The 18,782-nt window shown below is 40.9% G+C and carries 19 protein-coding genes; 10 read left to right on the forward strand and 9 right to left on the reverse strand.

The features are described from left to right. Positions 1-2: 2 nt before the first annotated feature. The 4 genes from V7K31_RS04545 to V7K31_RS04560 all read left to right on the forward strand — a co-directional run bounded on the left by V7K31_RS04545 (position 3) and on the right by V7K31_RS04560 (position 4,929). On the forward strand, positions 3-923 hold the full coding sequence (locus V7K31_RS04545; RefSeq protein ID WP_335092831.1) for an NAD(+) kinase: 921 nt from the start codon (positions 3-5) through the stop codon (positions 921-923). Between the two features lie 627 nt (positions 924-1,550). Further along, on the forward strand, positions 1,551-2,342 hold the full coding sequence (locus tag V7K31_RS04550; RefSeq protein WP_335092832.1) for a GNAT family N-acetyltransferase: 792 nt from the start codon (positions 1,551-1,553) through the stop codon (positions 2,340-2,342). A gap of 95 nt (positions 2,343-2,437) precedes the next feature. After that, positions 2,438-4,063 carry a glycosyltransferase family 39 protein gene (locus tag V7K31_RS04555; RefSeq protein WP_335092833.1) on the forward strand — a complete coding sequence of 542 codons (1,626 nt, stop codon included), beginning with the start codon at positions 2,438-2,440 and terminating at the stop codon, positions 4,061-4,063. A 146-nt stretch (positions 4,064-4,209) separates the two neighbouring features. Next, positions 4,210-4,929: a DUF4079 domain-containing protein gene (locus tag V7K31_RS04560; protein ID WP_335092834.1), complete on the forward strand. Its 720-nt coding sequence runs from the start codon at positions 4,210-4,212 to the stop codon at positions 4,927-4,929. Here the strand turns inward: V7K31_RS04560 and V7K31_RS04565 are convergent. Together V7K31_RS04565 and cobU are read right to left on the reverse strand one after the other, a co-directional pair. Then, a complete protein-coding gene (locus tag V7K31_RS04565) occupies positions 4,926-5,351 on the reverse strand; it encodes a hypothetical protein (protein WP_335092835.1) in 426 nt (141 codons plus the stop codon). The two genes, V7K31_RS04560 and V7K31_RS04565, sit on opposite strands and share 4 nt — an antisense overlap. Before the next feature lie 52 nt (positions 5,352-5,403). Next, a complete protein-coding gene (gene cobU / locus V7K31_RS04570) occupies positions 5,404-5,979 on the reverse strand; it encodes a bifunctional adenosylcobinamide kinase/adenosylcobinamide-phosphate guanylyltransferase (RefSeq protein ID WP_335092836.1) in 576 nt (191 codons plus the stop codon). A 214-nt stretch (positions 5,980-6,193) separates the two neighbouring features. Here cobU and V7K31_RS04575 point away from each other — a divergent pair, with 214 nt between their 5' ends. The 5 genes from V7K31_RS04575 (at position 6,194) to V7K31_RS04595 (ending at position 10,244) form a co-directional block, all read left to right on the forward strand. Continuing rightward, positions 6,194-7,021, forward strand: a complete 828-nt coding sequence (locus V7K31_RS04575; protein ID WP_335092837.1) for a hypothetical protein — start codon at positions 6,194-6,196, stop codon at positions 7,019-7,021. Between the two features lie 158 nt (positions 7,022-7,179). Then, complete coding sequence (locus tag V7K31_RS04580) at positions 7,180-8,109, forward strand: glycosyltransferase family 2 protein (protein ID WP_335092838.1); 930 nt, start codon at positions 7,180-7,182, stop codon at positions 8,107-8,109. A 23-nt stretch (positions 8,110-8,132) separates the two neighbouring features. Beyond that, positions 8,133-9,089 (forward strand): glycosyltransferase family 2 protein, encoded by a 957-nt coding sequence (locus V7K31_RS04585; RefSeq protein WP_335092839.1) that lies wholly within the window; start codon positions 8,133-8,135, stop codon positions 9,087-9,089. Between the two features lie 10 nt (positions 9,090-9,099). Then, positions 9,100-9,681: a hormogonium polysaccharide biosynthesis acetyltransferase HpsU gene (gene hpsU, locus V7K31_RS04590; RefSeq protein WP_335092840.1), complete on the forward strand. Its 582-nt coding sequence runs from the start codon at positions 9,100-9,102 to the stop codon at positions 9,679-9,681. A gap of 74 nt (positions 9,682-9,755) precedes the next feature. Further along, the gene (locus tag V7K31_RS04595; RefSeq protein WP_335092841.1) at positions 9,756-10,244 is read left to right on the forward strand and encodes a hypothetical protein; all 489 of its coding nucleotides are present in this window, start codon (positions 9,756-9,758) and stop codon (positions 10,242-10,244) included. A gap of 36 nt (positions 10,245-10,280) precedes the next feature. On the opposite strand, the gene V7K31_RS04600 is transcribed toward V7K31_RS04595, so the two are convergent. From V7K31_RS04600 to V7K31_RS04610, 3 genes are all read right to left on the reverse strand, one after another. Beyond that, entirely contained in the window at positions 10,281-10,676 is a 396-nt protein-coding gene (locus tag V7K31_RS04600; RefSeq protein ID WP_335092843.1) for a nuclear transport factor 2 family protein, read from the reverse strand. A 38-nt stretch (positions 10,677-10,714) separates the two neighbouring features. After that, positions 10,715-11,722, reverse strand: coding sequence for a zinc-binding dehydrogenase (locus V7K31_RS04605; RefSeq protein WP_335092844.1), 1,008 nt, complete (start codon positions 11,720-11,722; stop codon positions 10,715-10,717). 555 nt (positions 11,723-12,277) lie between these two features. Beyond that, a complete protein-coding gene (locus V7K31_RS04610) occupies positions 12,278-13,072 on the reverse strand; it encodes an aspartyl/asparaginyl beta-hydroxylase domain-containing protein (RefSeq protein ID WP_335092845.1) in 795 nt (264 codons plus the stop codon). Positions 13,073-13,189: 117 nt separating this feature from the next. Here V7K31_RS04610 and V7K31_RS04615 point away from each other — a divergent pair, with 117 nt between their 5' ends. Continuing rightward, positions 13,190-14,665, forward strand: coding sequence for an amidohydrolase family protein (locus V7K31_RS04615; RefSeq protein ID WP_335092846.1), 1,476 nt, complete (start codon positions 13,190-13,192; stop codon positions 14,663-14,665). Positions 14,666-14,695: 30 nt separating this feature from the next. Here V7K31_RS04615 and V7K31_RS04620 read toward each other — a convergent pair whose 3' ends face one another. The 4 genes from V7K31_RS04620 to V7K31_RS04635 form a co-directional block, all read right to left on the reverse strand. Further along, positions 14,696-15,661: a DUF4437 domain-containing protein gene (locus tag V7K31_RS04620; protein ID WP_335092848.1), complete on the reverse strand. Its 966-nt coding sequence runs from the start codon at positions 15,659-15,661 to the stop codon at positions 14,696-14,698. A gap of 10 nt (positions 15,662-15,671) precedes the next feature. Beyond that, on the reverse strand, positions 15,672-16,490 hold the full coding sequence (locus V7K31_RS04625) for an alpha/beta fold hydrolase (RefSeq protein ID WP_335092849.1): 819 nt from the start codon (positions 16,488-16,490) through the stop codon (positions 15,672-15,674). A gap of 265 nt (positions 16,491-16,755) precedes the next feature. Continuing rightward, positions 16,756-17,055: a protealysin inhibitor emfourin gene (locus V7K31_RS04630; RefSeq protein WP_335092850.1), complete on the reverse strand. Its 300-nt coding sequence runs from the start codon at positions 17,053-17,055 to the stop codon at positions 16,756-16,758. A 171-nt stretch (positions 17,056-17,226) separates the two neighbouring features. Beyond that, positions 17,227-18,306 (reverse strand): M4 family metallopeptidase, encoded by a 1,080-nt coding sequence (locus tag V7K31_RS04635; protein WP_335092852.1) that lies wholly within the window; start codon positions 18,304-18,306, stop codon positions 17,227-17,229. Positions 18,307-18,782: the final 476 nt, after the last annotated feature.

Here is an 18,782-nt window from a genome sequence, read left to right on the forward strand (position 1 = left end):
GCGTGCAACTCAAGCAGGTAATCATTGCTTATAAAGCGCGGGATGCCCGGAGTAAAGAATGGGCAGAAATCTGTGCGAAACAACTAGAAAGTCGCCAGTGCCAAGTGTTGATGGGGCCTAGCGGGCCGAAAGACAACCCCTATCCAGTCTTTTTGGCTTCGGCGGGTCAACCAATCGATCTCGCTTTGGTACTCGGTGGTGATGGTACTGTTTTAACTAGTGCCAGACATTTAGCCCCAGCTGGCATCCCAATTCTGGGAGTGAATGTCGGAGGTCATCTGGGGTTTTTAACTGAGTCAGTGGAAGAGTTTCAGGATACGGAGAAAGTTTGGGATCGGCTGTTTGAGGATCGCTATGCTATCCAACGGCGGATGATGTTACAAGCTGCGGTGTATGAGGGTCACGGGTCTAATTTAGAACCAGTGAGCGAGCGTTACCTGGCTTTGAATGAATTTTGTGTCAAACCCGCCTCGGCTGATCGAATGATTACCTCAATTCTGGAAATGGAAATCGACGGTGAGGTAGTCGATCAATATGTCGGGGATGGGTTAATCATTGCTACTCCCACAGGTTCTACTGGTTACACCGTTTCCGCCAATGGTCCAATTATGCACGATGGTATGGAGGCGATTACCATCACTCCGATTTGTGCAATGAGCCTTTCTAGTCGCCCCCTGGTTTTACCCCCTGGTTCTGTGGTCAGTATTTGGCCTTTGGGGGATTACGATTTGAGTACCAAGCTGTGGACAGATGGAGTTTTGGGGACTTCAATTTGGCCAGGACACCGCGTTGATGTGCGGATGGCAGATTGTCGGGCTAAATTTATTATTTTGCGCGAGAACAATTCCTACTATCAGACGCTGCGGGAGAAGTTGCTTTGGGCAGGTACAAGGGTTCACTACAACAATAATCACCGTAATTGATTAAGTATTTTAGAGTGCATTTACCACAGATTGCGTAGGCGTAGCCCGCCGTAGGCATCGCCCCAGGCATCACAACCAAAATTATCCAAGCCCCTGGATTCATCCGGGGGCTTTTTACCCTGATTGAGACTTTCTTTGCTGATACCGTTTCACTTTAATAATCATGCAAATACCTTAAAACCTCGTTTCCAGCCTCTGGCTGGAAATGCACCTCATTGCGGCTCTGCCGCCCGTCTTGAGGCAAAGTCATGCATTCCCAGTGGGAGACTCTTGACGAGACAATCTCTAAATGCTGCTTCTAGACTAACTTTCACGTTAAGTTGACACCCATGATCATATGCCCATACGAGAAATCTATATGTATCAGGGTTTGTGTGAATTGGTATAACTTGCATTTATAGCGCATATCAAAGGAGAATTTTGTATCTTATTGCCAGATTTTTTGGGAATTAATGTCCATAATAAAAGCACTCTACCCCTAATTCAACAGAGTAAAAAAGCTCTCTAGAGCTTCTTTTATCGAAAACCGTCCCAATCACGCTTCGACACATTAATGCATAATGTGAGCTATTTGTATAGTGCCTAAATCCTAGTAGGATATTTTCGCAAATCTAAGTAGGAACATAGATGGAAGTTTTTGGACGCAACATCAATTACTCACTAAATCCTCTCCCTCTTGAAGATTTTCCCGTCCTTCAAACTGAAAAATATATCCTACGGCTGGCATCAAATGAAGCAGAATTAGAATCAATTTTTCGGTTGCGCTTTGAAGTTTTTAATCTTGAACTAGGCTTAGGATTTTCTGCTTCTAACTTTACCCAGATGGATATAGATAAGTTTGATGCGGTTTGCCATCATTTAATCCTGATCTCCAAACAAACGGGTAAAACCATTGGAACTTATCGGATGCAAACCTATACAATGGCTTCTCAAAGACTAGGCTTTGATGCTGCCGATATATTTAATCTTAATGCGATTCCCAATTCTGTGCTTCAGGCATCAGTTGAAGTTGGGCGTGCATGTATAGCTAAAGAATACCGCAACAGTCAGGCACTTTTACTATTATGGAAAGGGCTAGCAAATTATCTCATCTGGAGTAAAAACCAATATTTCTTTGGCTGTGCATCGTTACTAACACAATGTCCTTGGCAAGCTACTTCCGCTTATGATTATTTTCAGCAGAATGGTTTGATGCATCCAAGTATTTTAGTTTATCCAAATTCACAATATTGTCTTGAAATGCCTCAAAATTCTCCCGAACCATATAATTTTGAAATTCCTAACATTTTGCAGGCATACTTGGATATTGGAGCTAAAATATGCAGTATTCCAGCTATCGACCGACACTTTAAGACTATTGATTTTTTAACTATATCTAATAGCAAGGACTTTGCTAGATGGCGTTACCAAAGTTTGTAAAAATTCTCTTTTGCGCTAACGAATGGAAGTCGCAGCTACAGGAATAAAGTCCGCATGACTGAATTATTTTAGACAATTTCTTGGGAAAAGTACTTATGCGCCATCTCAAATTTGCTCCGAGTTGGTTGCGATTTTTAATTATTTTATTATTGGCGATGGGTATATTGTTTCGCTTTGTTAACCTGGATGGCAAAGTTTACTGGCATGATGAAACTTATACCTCATTGCGGATTTCTGGTTACACAATTAATCAAGCAAAACAGCGACTTTTTAATAATCGTGTGATTGGTGAAGAAAGTTTTGCCCAGTTTCAAGGTGCAAATCCAGAAAAAAGCTTAAATGACACAATTATGTCTTTGGCAAAAGAAGATCCTCAGCATCCACCCTTGTATTACGTAATAGCGAGATTGTGGATGGAAATCTTTGGTAATTCGGTAACGGCCATTAGAAGTTTATCTGCCTTTATCAGTTTGCTGGTTTTTCCTTGTGTTTATTGGCTATGTCGAGAATTATTTAATGTACCATTATCGGTTCCTGGTGTAGCGATCGCACTCATGGCCATCTCTCCAATTCATCTAGTATACGCCCAAGAAGCACAAGAATATATTCTCTGGTTAGTCACCATATTACTATCCAGTGCATCTCTGCTGCAAGCAATGCGGCTGGAATCACCAGATAAAGATGAGCTAGTAAAAAAACGACAACGACCAGATTTATTTGCTATCTGGAGCATTTATGCAGTAACTTTAGCCATCAGTCTTTATACATTTCTTTGGAGTGCATTTGTAGCAGTTGCTCACGGAATTTATGTGATGCTCGCTGCGAAATTTCAGTTGACTGAAACTGTTAGAAATTATCTGATAGCATCTCTAGTAGGTTTTTTAGCCTTCATGCCTTGGCTAACAATTGTCTTGGGTGACTATTTTAAATTTTTGATTTCAGCAGATCAGACAACAACGCAGTCGTCTTTGGTGCCTATATTTCCATTTTTACAGATGCAGTTAAGCCGGATTTTTTTTGATATAGACCTTAGCTCAAATAATCGTCTAGGTTATTTTATTACACTATTCATTTTAACTTTGGTAGCATATTCAATTTATTTTATTTGTCGATCAACTAACTATAAAGTCTGGTTTTTTCTGATCACATTGATTGTAGTACCAGCACTACCCTTAATACTGCCAAGTTTAATTGCTGGAGGCATACAATCATCTACCGAACCATATTTCATACCATCTTATTTAGGAATTCAAGTGACTGTTGCTTATTTACTAGCTATGCAACTATATAATGGGAGCGTGTCACGCCGCAGCATTTGGCAGATAATCATGGCATTAGTGATTATTTGTGGTCTAATTTCTTCTAAGGTGAGTTCCCAGGCTGAAACTTGGTGGAATAAAGGTATGAACTATGGCAATCCACAAGTTGCCCAAATCATCAATCAAACGACTCGGCCACTTTTGATTAGTGATGCTTTGGGCAATAATTTTGGGAATGTCTTTTCTCTGAGCTATCTTTTGGAACCAAAAGTGCGATTTATCTTGGTGAACAATCAAAAAATTCCCAATATTCCTGATGGATTTGCTGATGTGTTTTTACTCAATCCTTCAGACAGTTGGCGCAAAAAAATCGAAAAAAAGTATAAATTAAAGACAGATATTATTTCCAGTGAAAACTATTATTCGGTCTGGAAATTGGTTAAATCTCCTAAGTTGCGCTAACGTCATATCCCACCTAATATTAAAATCAGCTAAGAATAACAATGATAAATATTAAACAGATTCTCATCTGAAATTAATTTAAGTGATAGTACGATGCTTTAGATTATCCTTTAAGAGCAATTTAATGATTTATTGAAAGGTGTTGTATGCAAATAACAGATTTCCTTGGTCTTTTACATCCAGCGATCGCAATTATATTCGTGTTTCCACTCATCGGTACAGTGGTTAATTTTGCTTGGCAAACACGCCAACGCAGATTGCAAACTTTAGCCGGGAGTAAAAGTAAAATTCCCCCAGTAGTGGGTGGAGAACATAAGCAGTTAGGTGAAAGACTAACAAGTGCAGTTGTCGGAGTAACTTTAATCGGATTAAGCTACCCGATTGGCAAAAATATTATCACAAATCAAGTATGGAATAAAACACCTTTTCAAGTTGTTTTTATCCTGTTAATATTTGCTGCGACAATCGCCTCTTTAGTATTACTTTATCGGGCAAAACAACGAGTGTGGCGGGCAGTTTTTGCCACTTTAACTGGTGCAGGTTTAGTAATTCTAGGCTGTCAGGATGGAGTATATCGCCTCACTAATGAGTGGTATTGGTCACATTATTATATTGGGATTACCGCAGCACTGCTGATGATTTTTTCATTAGCAATTGTTCAAGATATTTATCAAGATAGATCCAATCGCTGGCGGATCGTGCATACGATTTTAAACTGCATTGCTTTGTTGCTATTTATTGGACAAGGCATGACAGGAACGCGAGACTTATTAGAAATTCCCCTGAGTTGGCAAGAACCCTACATTTATAAGTGTGATTTTGTTCATAAAACTTGTCCAACGCCAAGTTCCCAAGCACCAAACTAAGAGATTTCCAAATTATTTACAAGCCGATTGCGAATTGTTTTGAGTTGCTCTTGAGTCTTAACTGGCTCTCGCGGTGGTGGTAATTCGGTATTAGGCCAATTAGGTAAATCATTGCAGGGACATAACAATGCTGGCATTCCGACGTTTCGCGCAGCTACTGGCATACTGCAACGGCCACAAGGTAGCATATCCCATGCTGGTGTTAACAGTTCAGCAATGGTTTCATCTGTACCCTCCAGGTAACAATCACCCGATTCTGGTGAGATAATTTTCTGCCAACATTCTTCAAATTCTTCACTATAGCGATCGCCATTTAGCACCGATAGGGGCAAAATGCTTGCCTTACCGTTGCCCGTAATCACTTTCTTACCCAACTGGAACCAGTAGGCGAGGTATCCTCTAACTTCTTGTTTGGTTGCCATATTACAATTTTAGATTTTAGATTTTAGATTTTAGATTAATTTGAATCAAGAGTTAAGAATCTTGACTCCTGAATGTTCCAGCATCCTCTCTATTTGGTAATAGCGAACCAAGGACACTGAGATTGAGAACATGACCACCAGTAACTAAATAAACAGTTTCACTGAGCGCACTTAGCTGACGCACTAAAGAACCCAGGCGATCGCGGAACGTCCTCCCAAGGGGATAAGCTGGGATCACACCCCAACCCACCTCTTCTGCTACAAACACCAGATCAGCAGCAACCAAATCCACCGTCTCTAACAACTCTGCAAGGATGTTTTCCCAGCTAGATTCGTCCTCTTCCAAGAGATTAGCAACCCAAGTTCCTAAAGAATCAACTAAAAGGCAGGTATAGGGTTTGGCATCGGCGAGGGTAGCAGACAGTTCCACAGGTACAGATAGAGTTACCCAGTCTTGGGGACGACGTTGTTGGTGTTGTAAAATGCGTTGATGCCATTCTTGGTCATCTGGGTTATCGGTGGCTGTTGCTACGTAAACAACTGCTTTTCCTGACTGCATGGCCAGAGTTTCCGCCCATTCACTTTTACCAGATCGTGCTGGCCCTGTTACTAAGATGATTTTACCCAAAGTTATTTCCTGAGTATTTTAACAATATACCTATGGTTGCAATTTCTCACCGCAGTTTTTACTTCATGGTGAGATTTTTGATTTTAAATAACTTTTAAGAGATAAAATTAGCACCAGCATGATTAATGCTGCAACTGGCAAAAGCCAAAAATCCCAACAACCCCATTCTTAATTATTTAATGTCACTGGGGACAGCAAACTTTAGGATGTCTTTATGAACGCAGGCTTAAAACGCATAGAAGCAACTCTACACGATTTAGGGAATCGCGGCACTGCCTCTGCCGCCGAAACAGGTGATTCGACCACAAAACGGCCTTTTTCTTTTAGAATCAGCGTCGGAGCCAACGAACCCACAGAAAGTACACAAACTCCATCTTCTCAGGATGGGGAATTAAATACACAAGGACAAACAGTTGACTTGGGCGTGGATACTGAGAATGATTATCCTCATGAACAAAATTTCTTTCCTCACCATGACTCTGTGCAGACCTTTCAAGCAGAAGAGAATGGTAGCAAAACACCCAGCCTACCCAAGTTGAAAACTCCGAGCTTTAGTAGCCATCGCCACGGTGCCAATCCAGCATTGGCGATGAATCTATTACAAGAAATTCAGGAAACTGTCGCCGGTTGGCAAACAGAATTACAAAATATTTTGAAGCAAATTCAGGATATTTACTTAGAAGGTCCAATTGTCAATGGCTGGTTAGAATCCAATCCTGAAGAAGCAGAACCGGGAGGAACCGCAACACTACGCCATGCAGAAGTTGACCGCCTGATGAACTACGTAGAAGAAATTTGCGCCACTGGGGGGAAAGTATCTTATCAATCATCTATTGCTGGCTATCGCCTCTGCGGTGTAGACGATGCTGGTAAAGTCTGGTCACGCCCATGTCCAGCAGATCAGGTTCCCAGTGTTAGCATGGCGATCGCACGTTATCAAAAGTTACGTCAACTGTTAGGGCGCAAGCAATCTTTGGAAACCCGCCTAAGTCAACTAGCCCAAACTCTTGTAGTTTTACACAGTCATATTCAACAAACGTAAAGTTTTAAAGATTATTTCCGAAGAAACTCGGTTGGTGGGTCAGTAACTTTTGGGTTACATTAACTCTCGGTAGTTGTGCATTGGATTTAAGAATTTAATCTCAAATCGTTCGATTGAGCGTAGCCGAAGTCCCAAATCTCAAATCCTAAATTAAATCTATGCCAGACACCCAAATCTCTGCCATTATCTGTACCCACAATCGAGATACCTATTTAGGGGCTGCAATTGATAGTCTTTTAGGACAAGATTTTGCTGCTGACTTTGAAATTGTAGTAGTTGATAATGGGTCTAGCGATCGCACTCGTGAGGTTGTAGAACAAAGAAGCCACAATCCGCGTCTAAAATATGTCTTTGAACCGATGATTGGTTTATCTGTCGCCCGTAATACGGGCGCAAAAGTAGCTAGTAGTGATATTCTGGCTTATCTAGATGACGATGCCGTTGCCTGCGATCGCTGGCTAGAAGTTTTATATTTTGCTTACAATAACTCTAAACTAGCGATCGCAGGTGGGAAAGTGACTCTCATCTGGCCTCCAGGAATCCAGCAACCACGGTGGCTATCTCCAGGGCTAGCTGCAAATTTGGGTGCATACGACTTGGGTGACACTACCATCTACATCGAGGAACCTGGCTCAACACCCAGAGGTTTAAATTACTCCATCCGCCGCAGTTTCCTAGAAGAAATTGGCGGTTTTGATCCTCATCTCGGTCGAGTCGGGAAAAATCTATTGTCAAATGAAGAACTGCAAATGACCGAATTTGCCCTACAGCGTGGTTGGCAAGTCGCTTATCTTCCCGAAGCACTAGTCGCTCACAATGTAGCCTCAGAGCGCCTGCAACGCTCCTGGTTTTTAAACCGAGGCTGGTGGCAAGGTATCAGTGAATGCTATCGAGAACAACTGGCTGGTAAAGCTGGTATTGCTCAGTTGCAGCGAGGTAGCGAACGGTTTGTGCTCGGCTTATATAAGGCATTACAATATTTTTCTGATCCAGCAGAACGGTTTGACAAACTTGTTTATGCTTACGGTCAGATTGGTTACTTAAATGCTGCTATTCAGGGTCTTTTATCCACATCAAATAAGAAATAACCAATAACATAATTTATACTCAGATGTCATCTAAAATACCAGTTTCAGTGCTAATTCCGGCAAAAAACGAACAACTAAACTTGCCTGCCTGCCTAGCTAGCCTCACCAGAGCAGATGAAATATTTGTAGTAGATTCTCAAAGTACCGACAACAGCATTGAAATTGCTAAAAGTCAGGGTGTAAATGTCGTGCAATTCGACTTCAATGGACGCTGGCCTAAAAAGAAAAATTGGTCTTTAGATAATCTACCTTTTCGTAACGAATGGGTGCTAATTGTAGATTGCGATGAACGCATCCCTCCCGAACTTTGGGAAGAAATTGACCAAGTAATTAAAAACAATGAATATACAGGTTATTATCTCAACCGCCGTGTATTTTTCTTAGGAAAATGGATTCGTTATGGTGGGAAATATCCCGATTGGAATTTACGTTTATTTCAACATAAAAATGGTCGCTACGAAAATCTACATACAGAAGACATTCCCAATACTGGTGATAACGAAGTTCACGAACATGTGATTTTGCAGGGGAAAGTTGGATATCTCAAAAATGATATGCTCCACGAAGACTTCCGCGACCTTTACCACTGGTTAGAACGACACAACCGCTATTCCAACTGGGAAGCTAGTGTTTATTTTAATATTCTCGCAGGTAAAAATGATACCGGTACCATCAATGCCAATCTATTTGGTGATGCCGTGCAACGCAAGCGCTTTTTGAAAAAAGTGTGGGTACACCTGCCATTTAAACCGATTTTGCGGTTTGTTTTGTTTTATATTATTCAACGCGGTTTTTTAGATGGCAAAGCAGGATATATCTATGCACGCTTGCTGAGTCAATATGAATATCAAATTGGCGTTAAACTTTACGAATTACGCAACTGTGGTGGTCACTTAAATACTGCAATTACCCCGAAGGAAGGAGATGAGAAGCAGGAGAGCAGGGGAGCAGAGGAAAAGCTATTGACCATTGACTCCTGATAGATAACTAATGACAAATGATCAATCTTTCGTAGATTTACGCAAATATGACCAATCTTGGTTTGACCGGGGTCGTCCAGGTTGGTATATTTTATTATGGTGGTTTGTACAAGCGATCGCCTTTAGCCTTACTCCTCAACCCTTAAATATTCTCCGTTGTGCTTTGCTACGATTATTTGGCGCTCATATCGGCAAAGGCGTATTAATTCGACCCACCGCCCGCTTCACCTACCCTTGGAAAGTCACCATTGGTAACTACACTTGGATTGGAGATAACGTAGTTTTATACAGCCTCGATCAGATTCGCATCGGTGAACACTGCGTAATTTCCCAAAAAAGTTACCTATGTACTGGTAGTCATGATCTCCAAGACCCGGCCTTTGGGTTGAAAACAGCGAGTATCACCATTGACAATGGTGCATGGGTAGCAGCAGATTGTTTTGTTGGGCCGGGAGTGCAAATCGGGGCTAATGCTGTGATTGGCGCTCGTAGTAGTGTTTTTACTAATATGCCCTCTGGCCAGGTTTGTTGGGGAAGCCCCTGTCGTCCCAAGACGGTTCGGATAAAACTCGATCCCCCCACAAATGCGTGATTTTATAAATGATTAAAATCCTTCGTAAGAGCAGTGGTAAGATGTTTTCATGGCTGCTCTAATCCTTGCTATTGATGAACAAACTATTGGATGAAACGCTGTCAATCAAAATTGCTGAACTCGTAAACAGCAGGGCTAGCACTCCGTTTGATAATGCTTACAAAGCAGCATTGTCCACTGAGGGAGCAAGATATATTCAGGGATTTTTAGCTTTTCCTGGGAAGCCATATAGACCGATTGAACACAGTTGGATTGAGCTAGATGATACCTCGGACAATAACTCCCTTGTACGCATTATCGATCCTACATTACCGCACCTAAACAAAAATCCCCAAGAACTTTGGTATTTTGCAGCCCAAAGACTGACCATTAAAAAACTGAAAGCCATCATTGAAGAATCGAATGAAGATTATCCAGACGACGATCCATTACCAATCTATGGTGATCCACCTTATGAATATTACGGTGATGTAATGTTAGGTGGTCAAGAATATTTAGCAGCATATCAAGCCGCAGAGGCTAAGTGTAGAGAAATCAACGAACTCAACCCTGAGAGAAACTAACAAAAGTGAATTAAATAATTCGTAATTACGAATTATTTAATTCGATTTCCCATCGCTGCCAAAGTATTCCCGATAGGCACAAATTTTTTCTCCGCGAATATCCCAGGAAACCGCTAAACGATTTTTGTAAGGTTCTTCAAACAAACGTCCCTCATCTCGAAACTCAAAAACAACGGTTGTGTCATTGCTAGTAAAACGGTCTAGAGTTAGGGTAAGTCCGCCTTGGAATGATTCAGAAACGTACTCGAAAAACTCTCTAGCTCGTTCTTTTCCCACATTTAACCCGTGGAATTTTCCCACAGGAAACCAAAGGGTAAAATCTTCTGTGAGCATATCTAGAAATGCTTCCCAATTTCCTGTTGCTAGACCATGCGTAAAATGCTCAAATGCCTGTTGAGCAACTTTTAAAGTATTTTCTGAATCTTGTGTCATTCTCACTCCCGACTAGATATAAACTAATACCGTGTTAGTTAAAAGCTCACAACCACTTTCCCACAATTCTGACCACTCAGGAGATATTCTACAGCATCAGGTATTGATCTTATGCCTTGAAACTGTGTTGGGTCAACGGCGACTTTGAGTTTGTCTGTGTAGAACAGGTAAAAGATGCGATCGCGTGCCTCTGGTATATATTCTTTATAATGAGGCATGAGAAAGCCTCTCACAGAAGCAGCTTTCCAAAATAGCTGTTGATAAAGGCGTGGTTGTGTAATTTGTTCGATATTATTTGCGTATTCGGAGATAAAACCAACGACTACTAAGCGTCCCCGCACTGCCAAGTTTTCAACGCAAGTATCAAATACGGACTTACCTACACACTCAAAAATTAAATTAATCCCATTGGGGTATTCTTGCTTGAGGACTTGATTGAGATTTTCTGTGCGATAGTTGATAATGCGATCGCACCCTAATTCTCTCAGTAACTTTGCCTTCGCCTCAGAACTACAAGTACCAATGACATGATTACCAGCTAACTTTGCCAATTGCACCGCAATATGACCAGTTCCCCCTGCTGCTGCTGTCACTAAAACCACTTCGTTACTTTTCATCTCTCCCACTTGTTCCAATGCCACCAAAGCTGATACACCTGTAGGCATTAGTGTTAGCAACTCTGGTGTTGCTTCTGGCACCTTCAGCGCTAAGTTTGCATCGATAACCTGATATTCTCGATAACCGCCACCACGCGCTGTAGTTATGACAGCATCACCTATTTGAAAATCCTTGACATTTTCACCGATAGCGACAACTTTTCCTACAGCTTCCACACCTAAATCAAAGGGAGGAATTGAGTTAACATAGGGAACATCGCCACGACAAAGTAAAGTATCAAAGCCACCGTTAACGCCAGCAAATTTGTTTTGAATTAAAAGTTGACTGTCAGCAGGTTGTGAAATAGGAATCTCGACAACTTCAACAGCAAATTTAAAATCTGGATTTAGTTGCTTTGCTATTAATTTTCTGTATGTTGTTGCGTTCATATCTAAATCCTAGATTTACCTTACTCCTTAATTATTAGTTTTAACGTAGATAAGTAAGTGGGTCAAATTAAATATAAAACCTCACCTTACCTCCGGCTTCCCTCTCCGATACTTTGGAGAGGGATTGAGGGTGAGGTTTGATCTTATATTTAATTACGCCTACCTACTTAGCAATCCTAAATAATTCGTGAAAATCCCTATTAAATCTCTCTGCGGTTCGTTAGAAAAAAATATCACGAAGTTAGCTAAGGCGGACTATTGGTTTCAAACCCGCGTTGGTGGTTTTTGATTGTATAGCCGCTACTTCTAGTCGCCCTTCTCAGATATTCTCTAGGCTTATATAGGACTCATATTTGATTGCGTGAAAAAACTCAGTACAACTCAAAGAGGCTTCTTCCCTACTCCCCACTCCCGCCTACGCAAATAATTTCAGAAATCAAATCGGATTGCTATATAGCGTTTCCTAATGACATGAAATACATCATAGCCCCCTATCGAAGAGCAGGGAGGGGGTTGGGGGCGGGGAACTTGAGTACCTCACTCAAGTGAGAACCGCTATAATGCTTTATCCCATTCTAATTGATGAGCTAAACCATACTTGATAAAATCTTCTACTTTAGCTTTATCACTTTTCCCAAAAACACCTAAGCTGTAAGGATTATCTTGCATACGTTGTGTAACTTGCTCTTTTTCAAATCGGATAATTTCCTCTCTAGATTTATCTGGTTTAAAAAAGTCTACAACCAATACAGTTCTGTCATAATTAGTGTAATTATGCGGACAATGTGGAAAGCTGTGATCTAAAACCAGAAATTTTCCTTCATGCCAATAAAGCTGCTCATCGCATATTTTCATCGCCACATCCCCCTCTGGCACAATCAATCCTAGATAGCCACGATTCATATGAGGGTTATAGTTCACATGTAGCTTGATATCCAAGCCTGGATGGAATGTACCAAAATACACATTTCTAATAATATCATCATCGAGCAAGTTGACTTTTTCTATTACTTTAGCCAAATTTGAGAAATATTTCTCTCTTAACGCAAGTGCTTTTTGTGATGCTTCATCTTGACCATAATCAGGATATTGTATTTGATGCGCCTGAATATATTTTTCAATAAAAATACCTTGAAATAAGATACCAAAAGCACTGTATTTTGCATCACCCTTAGTTTTAATCGTTTGACTTTTAGGCCCCAGAATATCATAAGTTAACTTTAACTCGTCATTAGATGCCTGGTTAATAAAACGTGTAAACTCGTCTCTAATGACTTGCCAGTTATCTTGAAAGCTTTTGAGAAAAGTAAATTCTTTTGGGTCTATATGATACTCATTAAAACTTTCCATTGTTTTTTCTCCTAAAGATAATTGAATAAAAAATCGTTACATGGTGATAGTATTTGGTCTGCGTCCCGGTATGATGTTGGAATTCCTGACTAAATTCATTTTAGTGTGAGGTCTACTGTGTCTGAAACTCCCGTATTAGATAAAATTATCAAAAAGGTGCGGGTAGTTCGTCCCCATCAGGATGCAATCGAACTACTTGATTTAGGAATTAAGGATGGAAAATTTGCTCAGATTGCCCCTAATATTAGCCCAGACACAGGTAAAGAGATATTTGATGGCAAAAACCTGTTGGGCTTTCCTGGGGTCGTGGATGCCCATATGCACATCGGTATCTATCAACCCCTCGACAAAGATGCTCTGACTGAAACCAAAGCAGCCGCAATGGGAGGCGTGACTACCAGCTTAAATTACATCCGTACAGGGCAGTATTATCTTAACAAAGGCGGCTCCTACCGCGATTTTTTTCCAGAGGTGTTGGCTTTATCCGCAGGTAATTTTTTTGTAGATTACAGCTATCACATCGCACCGATAGCTAGCCAGCATATCGACGAAATACCTCTATTATTTGAAGAACATGGTATATCTTCGTTTAAAATCTTCATGTTTTATGGCGGCTATGGGTTGCATGGTTTGTCAGACCAGCAAAACCTCTTTTTGATGATTAATAAAGAGGAACGGTATGATTTCGCCCATTTTGAATTTATTATGCGTGGTCTAACTCGCTTGATGGAAAAACATCCAGAAGCGCGAGATACTATTAGCTTGAGTTTGCACTGCGAAGTTGCAGAAATTCTCAACGCTTATACCAAAATAGTTGAAAACGATTCTAGTCTTAGTGGACTGCACGCTTACAGTGCAGCGCGTCCACCTCATTCCGAAGGGTTAGCAATTTGCATTGCTTCTTATTTGGCACATGAGACTAACTGTGCAAATATCAATTTATTGCACCTGAGTTCGCGTAAAGCAATGGAAGCAGCTTTGACTATGCAAACTGCTTTTCCCCATATCAATTTTCGGCGAGAAGTTACTGTCGGACATTTGTTATTAGATGTCGATACTCCCAATACAATTTGGGCAAAAGTCAACCCTCCTATTCGTCCCCGTGCCGATGTGGAATACTTATGGCAAGCAGTACTCAACAATCAGGTAGATTGGATAGTTAGTGACCACGCTTGCTGTTCTGCTGAACAAAAAAGAAGTGCTAAAGACCCGAATAATATTTGGTTAGCAAAGTCTGGTTTTGGCGGTACAGAATATTTGCTTTCTGGTGTATTTAGTGAAGGTAGCAAGCGGGGGATGTCTTACAACCAGATGGCTAAATTACTATCTTGGAACCCATCGCGGCGCTTTGGTTTGTTAGAAAAAGGTGATATTGCTGTTGGCTATGATGCTGATTTGGTGTTAGTAGACCCCAATGAAAGTTTTGTGGTACGTGCGGCTGAGTCGGAGTCACAACAAGGTTATACACCCTTTGAAGGAGTAGAGTTAACTGGGCGGGTGAAGAGTACTTTTTTGCGCGGAAATCTGATTTACAACAATGGACAGATTTTGGGTTCTCCTACTGGGCGCTATTTAAAAAGATGTTTAAAGTAGTCTCCACGGAAATATTGTTATTTAAAATCCCTATTCATTAATATGTCCATATGAACAAACTGTTCCAAGCTGGGATACATCCCTATCAACTCTCACAAAAAATAACCCTCCATCAACAGTTCTGTGTCTGGGAAAAGTATCATAGCTGGGACAATAGCCTAAGTGATATTTTGCAAAACGGTAATTTCCGATATCACAATAGCCAGCTAAAGCATATGCTTCTTCATTATAGGATTGAATCATTCCATAGTGAGCGTCATAATGTGGCAAGATGGCAAGCAGCCATGTTCCACCGCCGTTGTTATGTTTCCTTAAAAACTTCTTTTTTGCTACTTCAAATTGAACTGTCTGTGTCTGACCCCAAGGCAACAATTTGCTATCCAATACAGGTATAAATTCACTCAATCTAGCATCAGAAAAGCCATTTCGTGTATTAATATACTTTAATGGAACTGGGCCATTTTCCATCCACAGGATTTCCGCTTGTTCTTCACCTAAAACTTTCCAAGATTCTACTTTTACCCCTGCGGGAATAAAGGAGTAAGAATGTTTATCTAGTCGCCATTCACCGATTTGAATTTCACCAGCAAGAATAAAAATTTCCAAATCAGCTGTAAAAATACCAGATGGCGCTTCAAATCCGGGCGGTAGCATTACTCTGGAAGTAGATGCGCCACAGTCATGCCAAGTTAGCAATCTTCGTCTTCCTGCTAGTACTTCGTCTGGCATTCCACTGATTCGCCATCCTTGTTCTTCACACACAGCATTTGTGTTGAAAAATTGATACTGGCGAGGCAAGTATTCTTTGGATATTGCCGTGCGTCTTCCCGATAGGTTCAAGCGTCCTCTACCATCTCCGCCCCAATCTTCTTTTAAAGGCGCTACATACAAAAAATCATCAGCTTGGTCTTCTGCTGCGGAATTAAAATTTTTATTCTCTTCGCCCACAATCTCTAATTCTCCTGCTTCTATCCTTCTTCTTACGCAGCCAATCATAATATTATATTTACTGAATTTTGTCTAGAAATTCAATTGCTACCTTTGATATTTCTTCAGGTATCTGGTTCATCATGCATATTGTTCCGCCTTCGATATCAATCATCTTTGCATGAGGAATTGCTGTTAAAATAAACTCTCTATTGTCTGCGTTAGCAAAACCTAGTCTTTCTAATTGTCTTACGTCCTCTGTACCAGACAATATTAGAGTTGGAGACTGAATTAAACGAAATCTTGCTTCCATTCTTTGGCAGTAGTCCATAACAGCCAAAGGTGCATACCAAGGATAGCCAAAACCTTTTAAATCGTCCAAAACCCAACGGTGATTTAATTCAGGAGAACCTATATAGCTTGCTCTCGCTGACCATCTTTGCATCAGATGGGAGCCGTCTACTTGGATATTAAGATTTTCAAATTTATTGGATAAAGCTGCTTTTCCCTCTTCGTTAAAGTTATCTATGTTGCATAATATAATTTTTTCAACTCGTTGAGAATAAGCTGCTGCTACTTCTGCTGCTACACAAGCGCCTGTATGGTTCCCAAGAATACTTGTGGTTTTTATTCCTAATTCGTCTAGCAGTAAAATAACAGTTTTTGCATAATCTTCAATTGAATACATTCTTGGTGGTTTATCAGAATCTCCTAATCCCAAAAAGTCCATAGCAATAACTAGTCTTTTCTGAGCAAATATTGGGATCAACTCACGAAATTCGTCACCACTTCTGAAGTTTTGATGAAGTAAAACAAGAGGTTTTCCCTCGCCACCAATACGGTAAAGAATCTGCCCATCTTCAGTATCTAAAAATGCTCGTTTGATTGGTTTATTCATATCATACCGATCAAGTTTAGCGGTTCTTAATTGGTTGTAATACAGGCTGTTCGTAAGGGTACGACAATGTTCATTGGTGTCAACTTAACGTTAAAAGGGCGGTTAGAAACCGCGTCTACACGAAACTTTACCCACCGACCTGGGTTCCAGACAAGGGGCTTAAGTTGACACGGATGAACAATGTTATGCCTCTACTGCGTATTGCTATTTGATCTTTTTTATTTTTGATTACGGCAACAAAGAGTTATGAGTAATTTTTTACTTTTTACCTTTTTTGTGCTATGGTTTGTAACCATTCAATCAGGGGTCTTAAGGTTCCTGGCAATGCTGCCTCGCTGACAGTCACCGTATGCTGTCTACCGTTATCTTCTACTGTTAACTTATACTGAAAGCGATCGCTCTCTTGATTTGGCGAAGTAATTAGTTCAGGTAGCCTAAATAAATCAGCAACTTCCACCAGTCGGGGAAGTGTCGCAGCTTCATTTGGCGGGAGAGTGTCTGTATCAACGGTAGTCTTCTTGCTGATTCCGGCAAAGCCGCCCGTGCGTTCAAATGATACCCGCATTTTTTTGCTCTCCGTTGTGTTATTTAGTTGGGATAAATACAAAGACTGGGAGATGATAGTTTTCACCTCCCAGTTTAGCAATAACAAACAATACATCTAAAAAGTTATAAGTTAAGAAAAAACAGACGCGATTAATCCGTCTCTCCTGTACAGACGCGATTAATCGCGTCTCTAAATAACTCCTACCTTTTGCCAAGCATTCTGCACAGCTTTCTGCTCATTACTGCCATTACCGTAGAGTTCGCCAGCAATTTGAATAGTGACGCTGGCAGCTTGTTTAAAATCTGCTTTGGCACGCAAGCGATCGCGTAAAGCTATATACCAGATTTTACCAGTTTTTTCCCAGGCATAGCCTCCAATCTCAACAGCCGCCAGATAAAAGGCATAGTTAGGAATTCCTGAGTTGATATGCACCCCGCCGTTATCATCAGTACCAGTGTATTTATCTTTTACATGGGCTGGTTGAGGATCTTTGCCCAATACTGGATCATCGTATGCTGTTCCCGGTGCTTTCATGGAACGGAGGGCAACACCTTTGACAGTCGGTACCAAAAGACCTTCGCCAATCAGCCAGTCTGCCTCTTGTGCAGTCTGATTTTTGAACTTTTGTTTCACCAAGGAACCGAAAACATCAGAAAACGATTCATTCAGTGCCCCTGGTTCGCCAAAATACTGTAAACCAGCTTGATACTGGGTTACACCATGAGTTAGCTCATGCCCAATCACATCAATTGACTTCGTGAAGCGTTGAAACAGTTCTCCGTCGCCATCACCATAAACCATCTGGTCGCCGTTCCAAAAGGCATTGTCATATTTAGCGCCATAATGCACGGTGGAATCTAAACGTAGTCCTTTGTCGTCAATCGAATTGCGATCGAATATCTCATGAAACAAGTCATAAGTAGCACCAGCAGCATCGTAGGCTTCATTAACTGCTACATCACTGCTGGCAGGATCTCCCTCAGCACGCACCAGCGTACCAGGGAGTTGCTGCCCATTTTTGGCATCGTATATGGTGCGGCGCTTTTCACCAGGAGAAGGCGCAAACGAGATATTACCTACGACGTTTCTCCGTCCCAGAAATTGTGCTGAAATATTTAATGTATGAAAAGCCCAAGTACGCTGCTGCGGATTGCCATTCACCACAACATTTTTTAGCATATGGGGCGGGATAATACAACAAATAGGGCATCTAGAGTCAAGTAGATGCTCATACTTGAATCGGGCTGATTTCTTTTTATTTCGAGTCATCCAAGATATTCTCCTTTTGAAACTAAGTGATGGCAAACAAAGGAGCAGAAAAACGAATCGAAATCGTGTGTCCCTGGTTTGTTTTCTGAAGGAAATTTTCTACTCTGTATTTTCGGATAGGTCTGTGGAGGATGCATAGTACCCTCATGGGGTACTTTTGATGTGGAAATATTACCTAAAAACACAAGGAGAGCTTAATTACCGCAAGTCTGGGCCAAAATTCTTGCGTGAGTTAGCAAGACCTCTTTTACAGACCTAATGCGTTTATATTTTAGTTCTTATCAAGGAAAATAATGTTATTTATTGCTGTTTTGTAACTATCAAGCTGTTAATGCTATAAATACCCATTGGAGGGAAGCATCTCAGTTTTGTTTTGTAAATATACCAGATAAGAAACAAGATTCTTGCTCCCTCTACTTACCAAGGAGAGGGTTGGGGTGAGGTTTGACAAGGCTTTTTACGAAAGTGAGATACTC

Source organism: Nostoc sp., from assembly GCF_036917675.1.
In the GTDB taxonomy this organism is placed as follows: domain Bacteria; phylum Cyanobacteriota; class Cyanobacteriia; order Cyanobacteriales; family Nostocaceae; genus Nostoc.

Bases quoted from the DNA above. Each gene is read 5' to 3' on its own strand.
- V7K31_RS04560 (WP_335092834.1), top strand. From the start codon at position 4,210: ATGCAAATAACAGATTTCCTTGGTCTTTTACATCCAGCGATCGCAATT.
- V7K31_RS04580 (WP_335092838.1), top strand. From the start codon at position 7,180: ATGCCAGACACCCAAATCTCTGCCATTATCTGTACCCACAATCGAGAT.
- V7K31_RS04600 (WP_335092843.1), bottom strand. From the start codon at position 10,676: ATGACACAAGATTCAGAAAATACTTTAAAAGTTGCTCAACAGGCATTT.
- V7K31_RS04605 (WP_335092844.1), bottom strand. From the start codon at position 11,722: ATGAACGCAACAACATACAGAAAATTAATAGCAAAGCAACTAAATCCA.
- V7K31_RS04625 (WP_335092849.1), bottom strand. From the start codon at position 16,490: ATGAATAAACCAATCAAACGAGCATTTTTAGATACTGAAGATGGGCAG.
- V7K31_RS04550 (WP_335092832.1), top strand. From the start codon at position 1,551: ATGGAAGTTTTTGGACGCAACATCAATTACTCACTAAATCCTCTCCCT.
- V7K31_RS04585 (WP_335092839.1), top strand. From the start codon at position 8,133: ATGTCATCTAAAATACCAGTTTCAGTGCTAATTCCGGCAAAAAACGAA.
- hpsU (WP_335092840.1), top strand. From the start codon at position 9,100: ATGACAAATGATCAATCTTTCGTAGATTTACGCAAATATGACCAATCT.
- V7K31_RS04555 (WP_335092833.1), top strand. From the start codon at position 2,438: ATGCGCCATCTCAAATTTGCTCCGAGTTGGTTGCGATTTTTAATTATT.
- V7K31_RS04620 (WP_335092848.1), bottom strand. From the start codon at position 15,661: ATGATTGGCTGCGTAAGAAGAAGGATAGAAGCAGGAGAATTAGAGATT.
- V7K31_RS04635 (WP_335092852.1), bottom strand. From the start codon at position 18,306: ATGACTCGAAATAAAAAGAAATCAGCCCGATTCAAGTATGAGCATCTA.
- V7K31_RS04575 (WP_335092837.1), top strand. From the start codon at position 6,194: ATGAACGCAGGCTTAAAACGCATAGAAGCAACTCTACACGATTTAGGG.
- V7K31_RS04610 (WP_335092845.1), bottom strand. From the start codon at position 13,072: ATGGAAAGTTTTAATGAGTATCATATAGACCCAAAAGAATTTACTTTT.
- V7K31_RS04595 (WP_335092841.1), top strand. From the start codon at position 9,756: ATGAACAAACTATTGGATGAAACGCTGTCAATCAAAATTGCTGAACTC.
- V7K31_RS04630 (WP_335092850.1), bottom strand. From the start codon at position 17,055: ATGCGGGTATCATTTGAACGCACGGGCGGCTTTGCCGGAATCAGCAAG.
- V7K31_RS04565 (WP_335092835.1), bottom strand. From the start codon at position 5,351: ATGGCAACCAAACAAGAAGTTAGAGGATACCTCGCCTACTGGTTCCAG.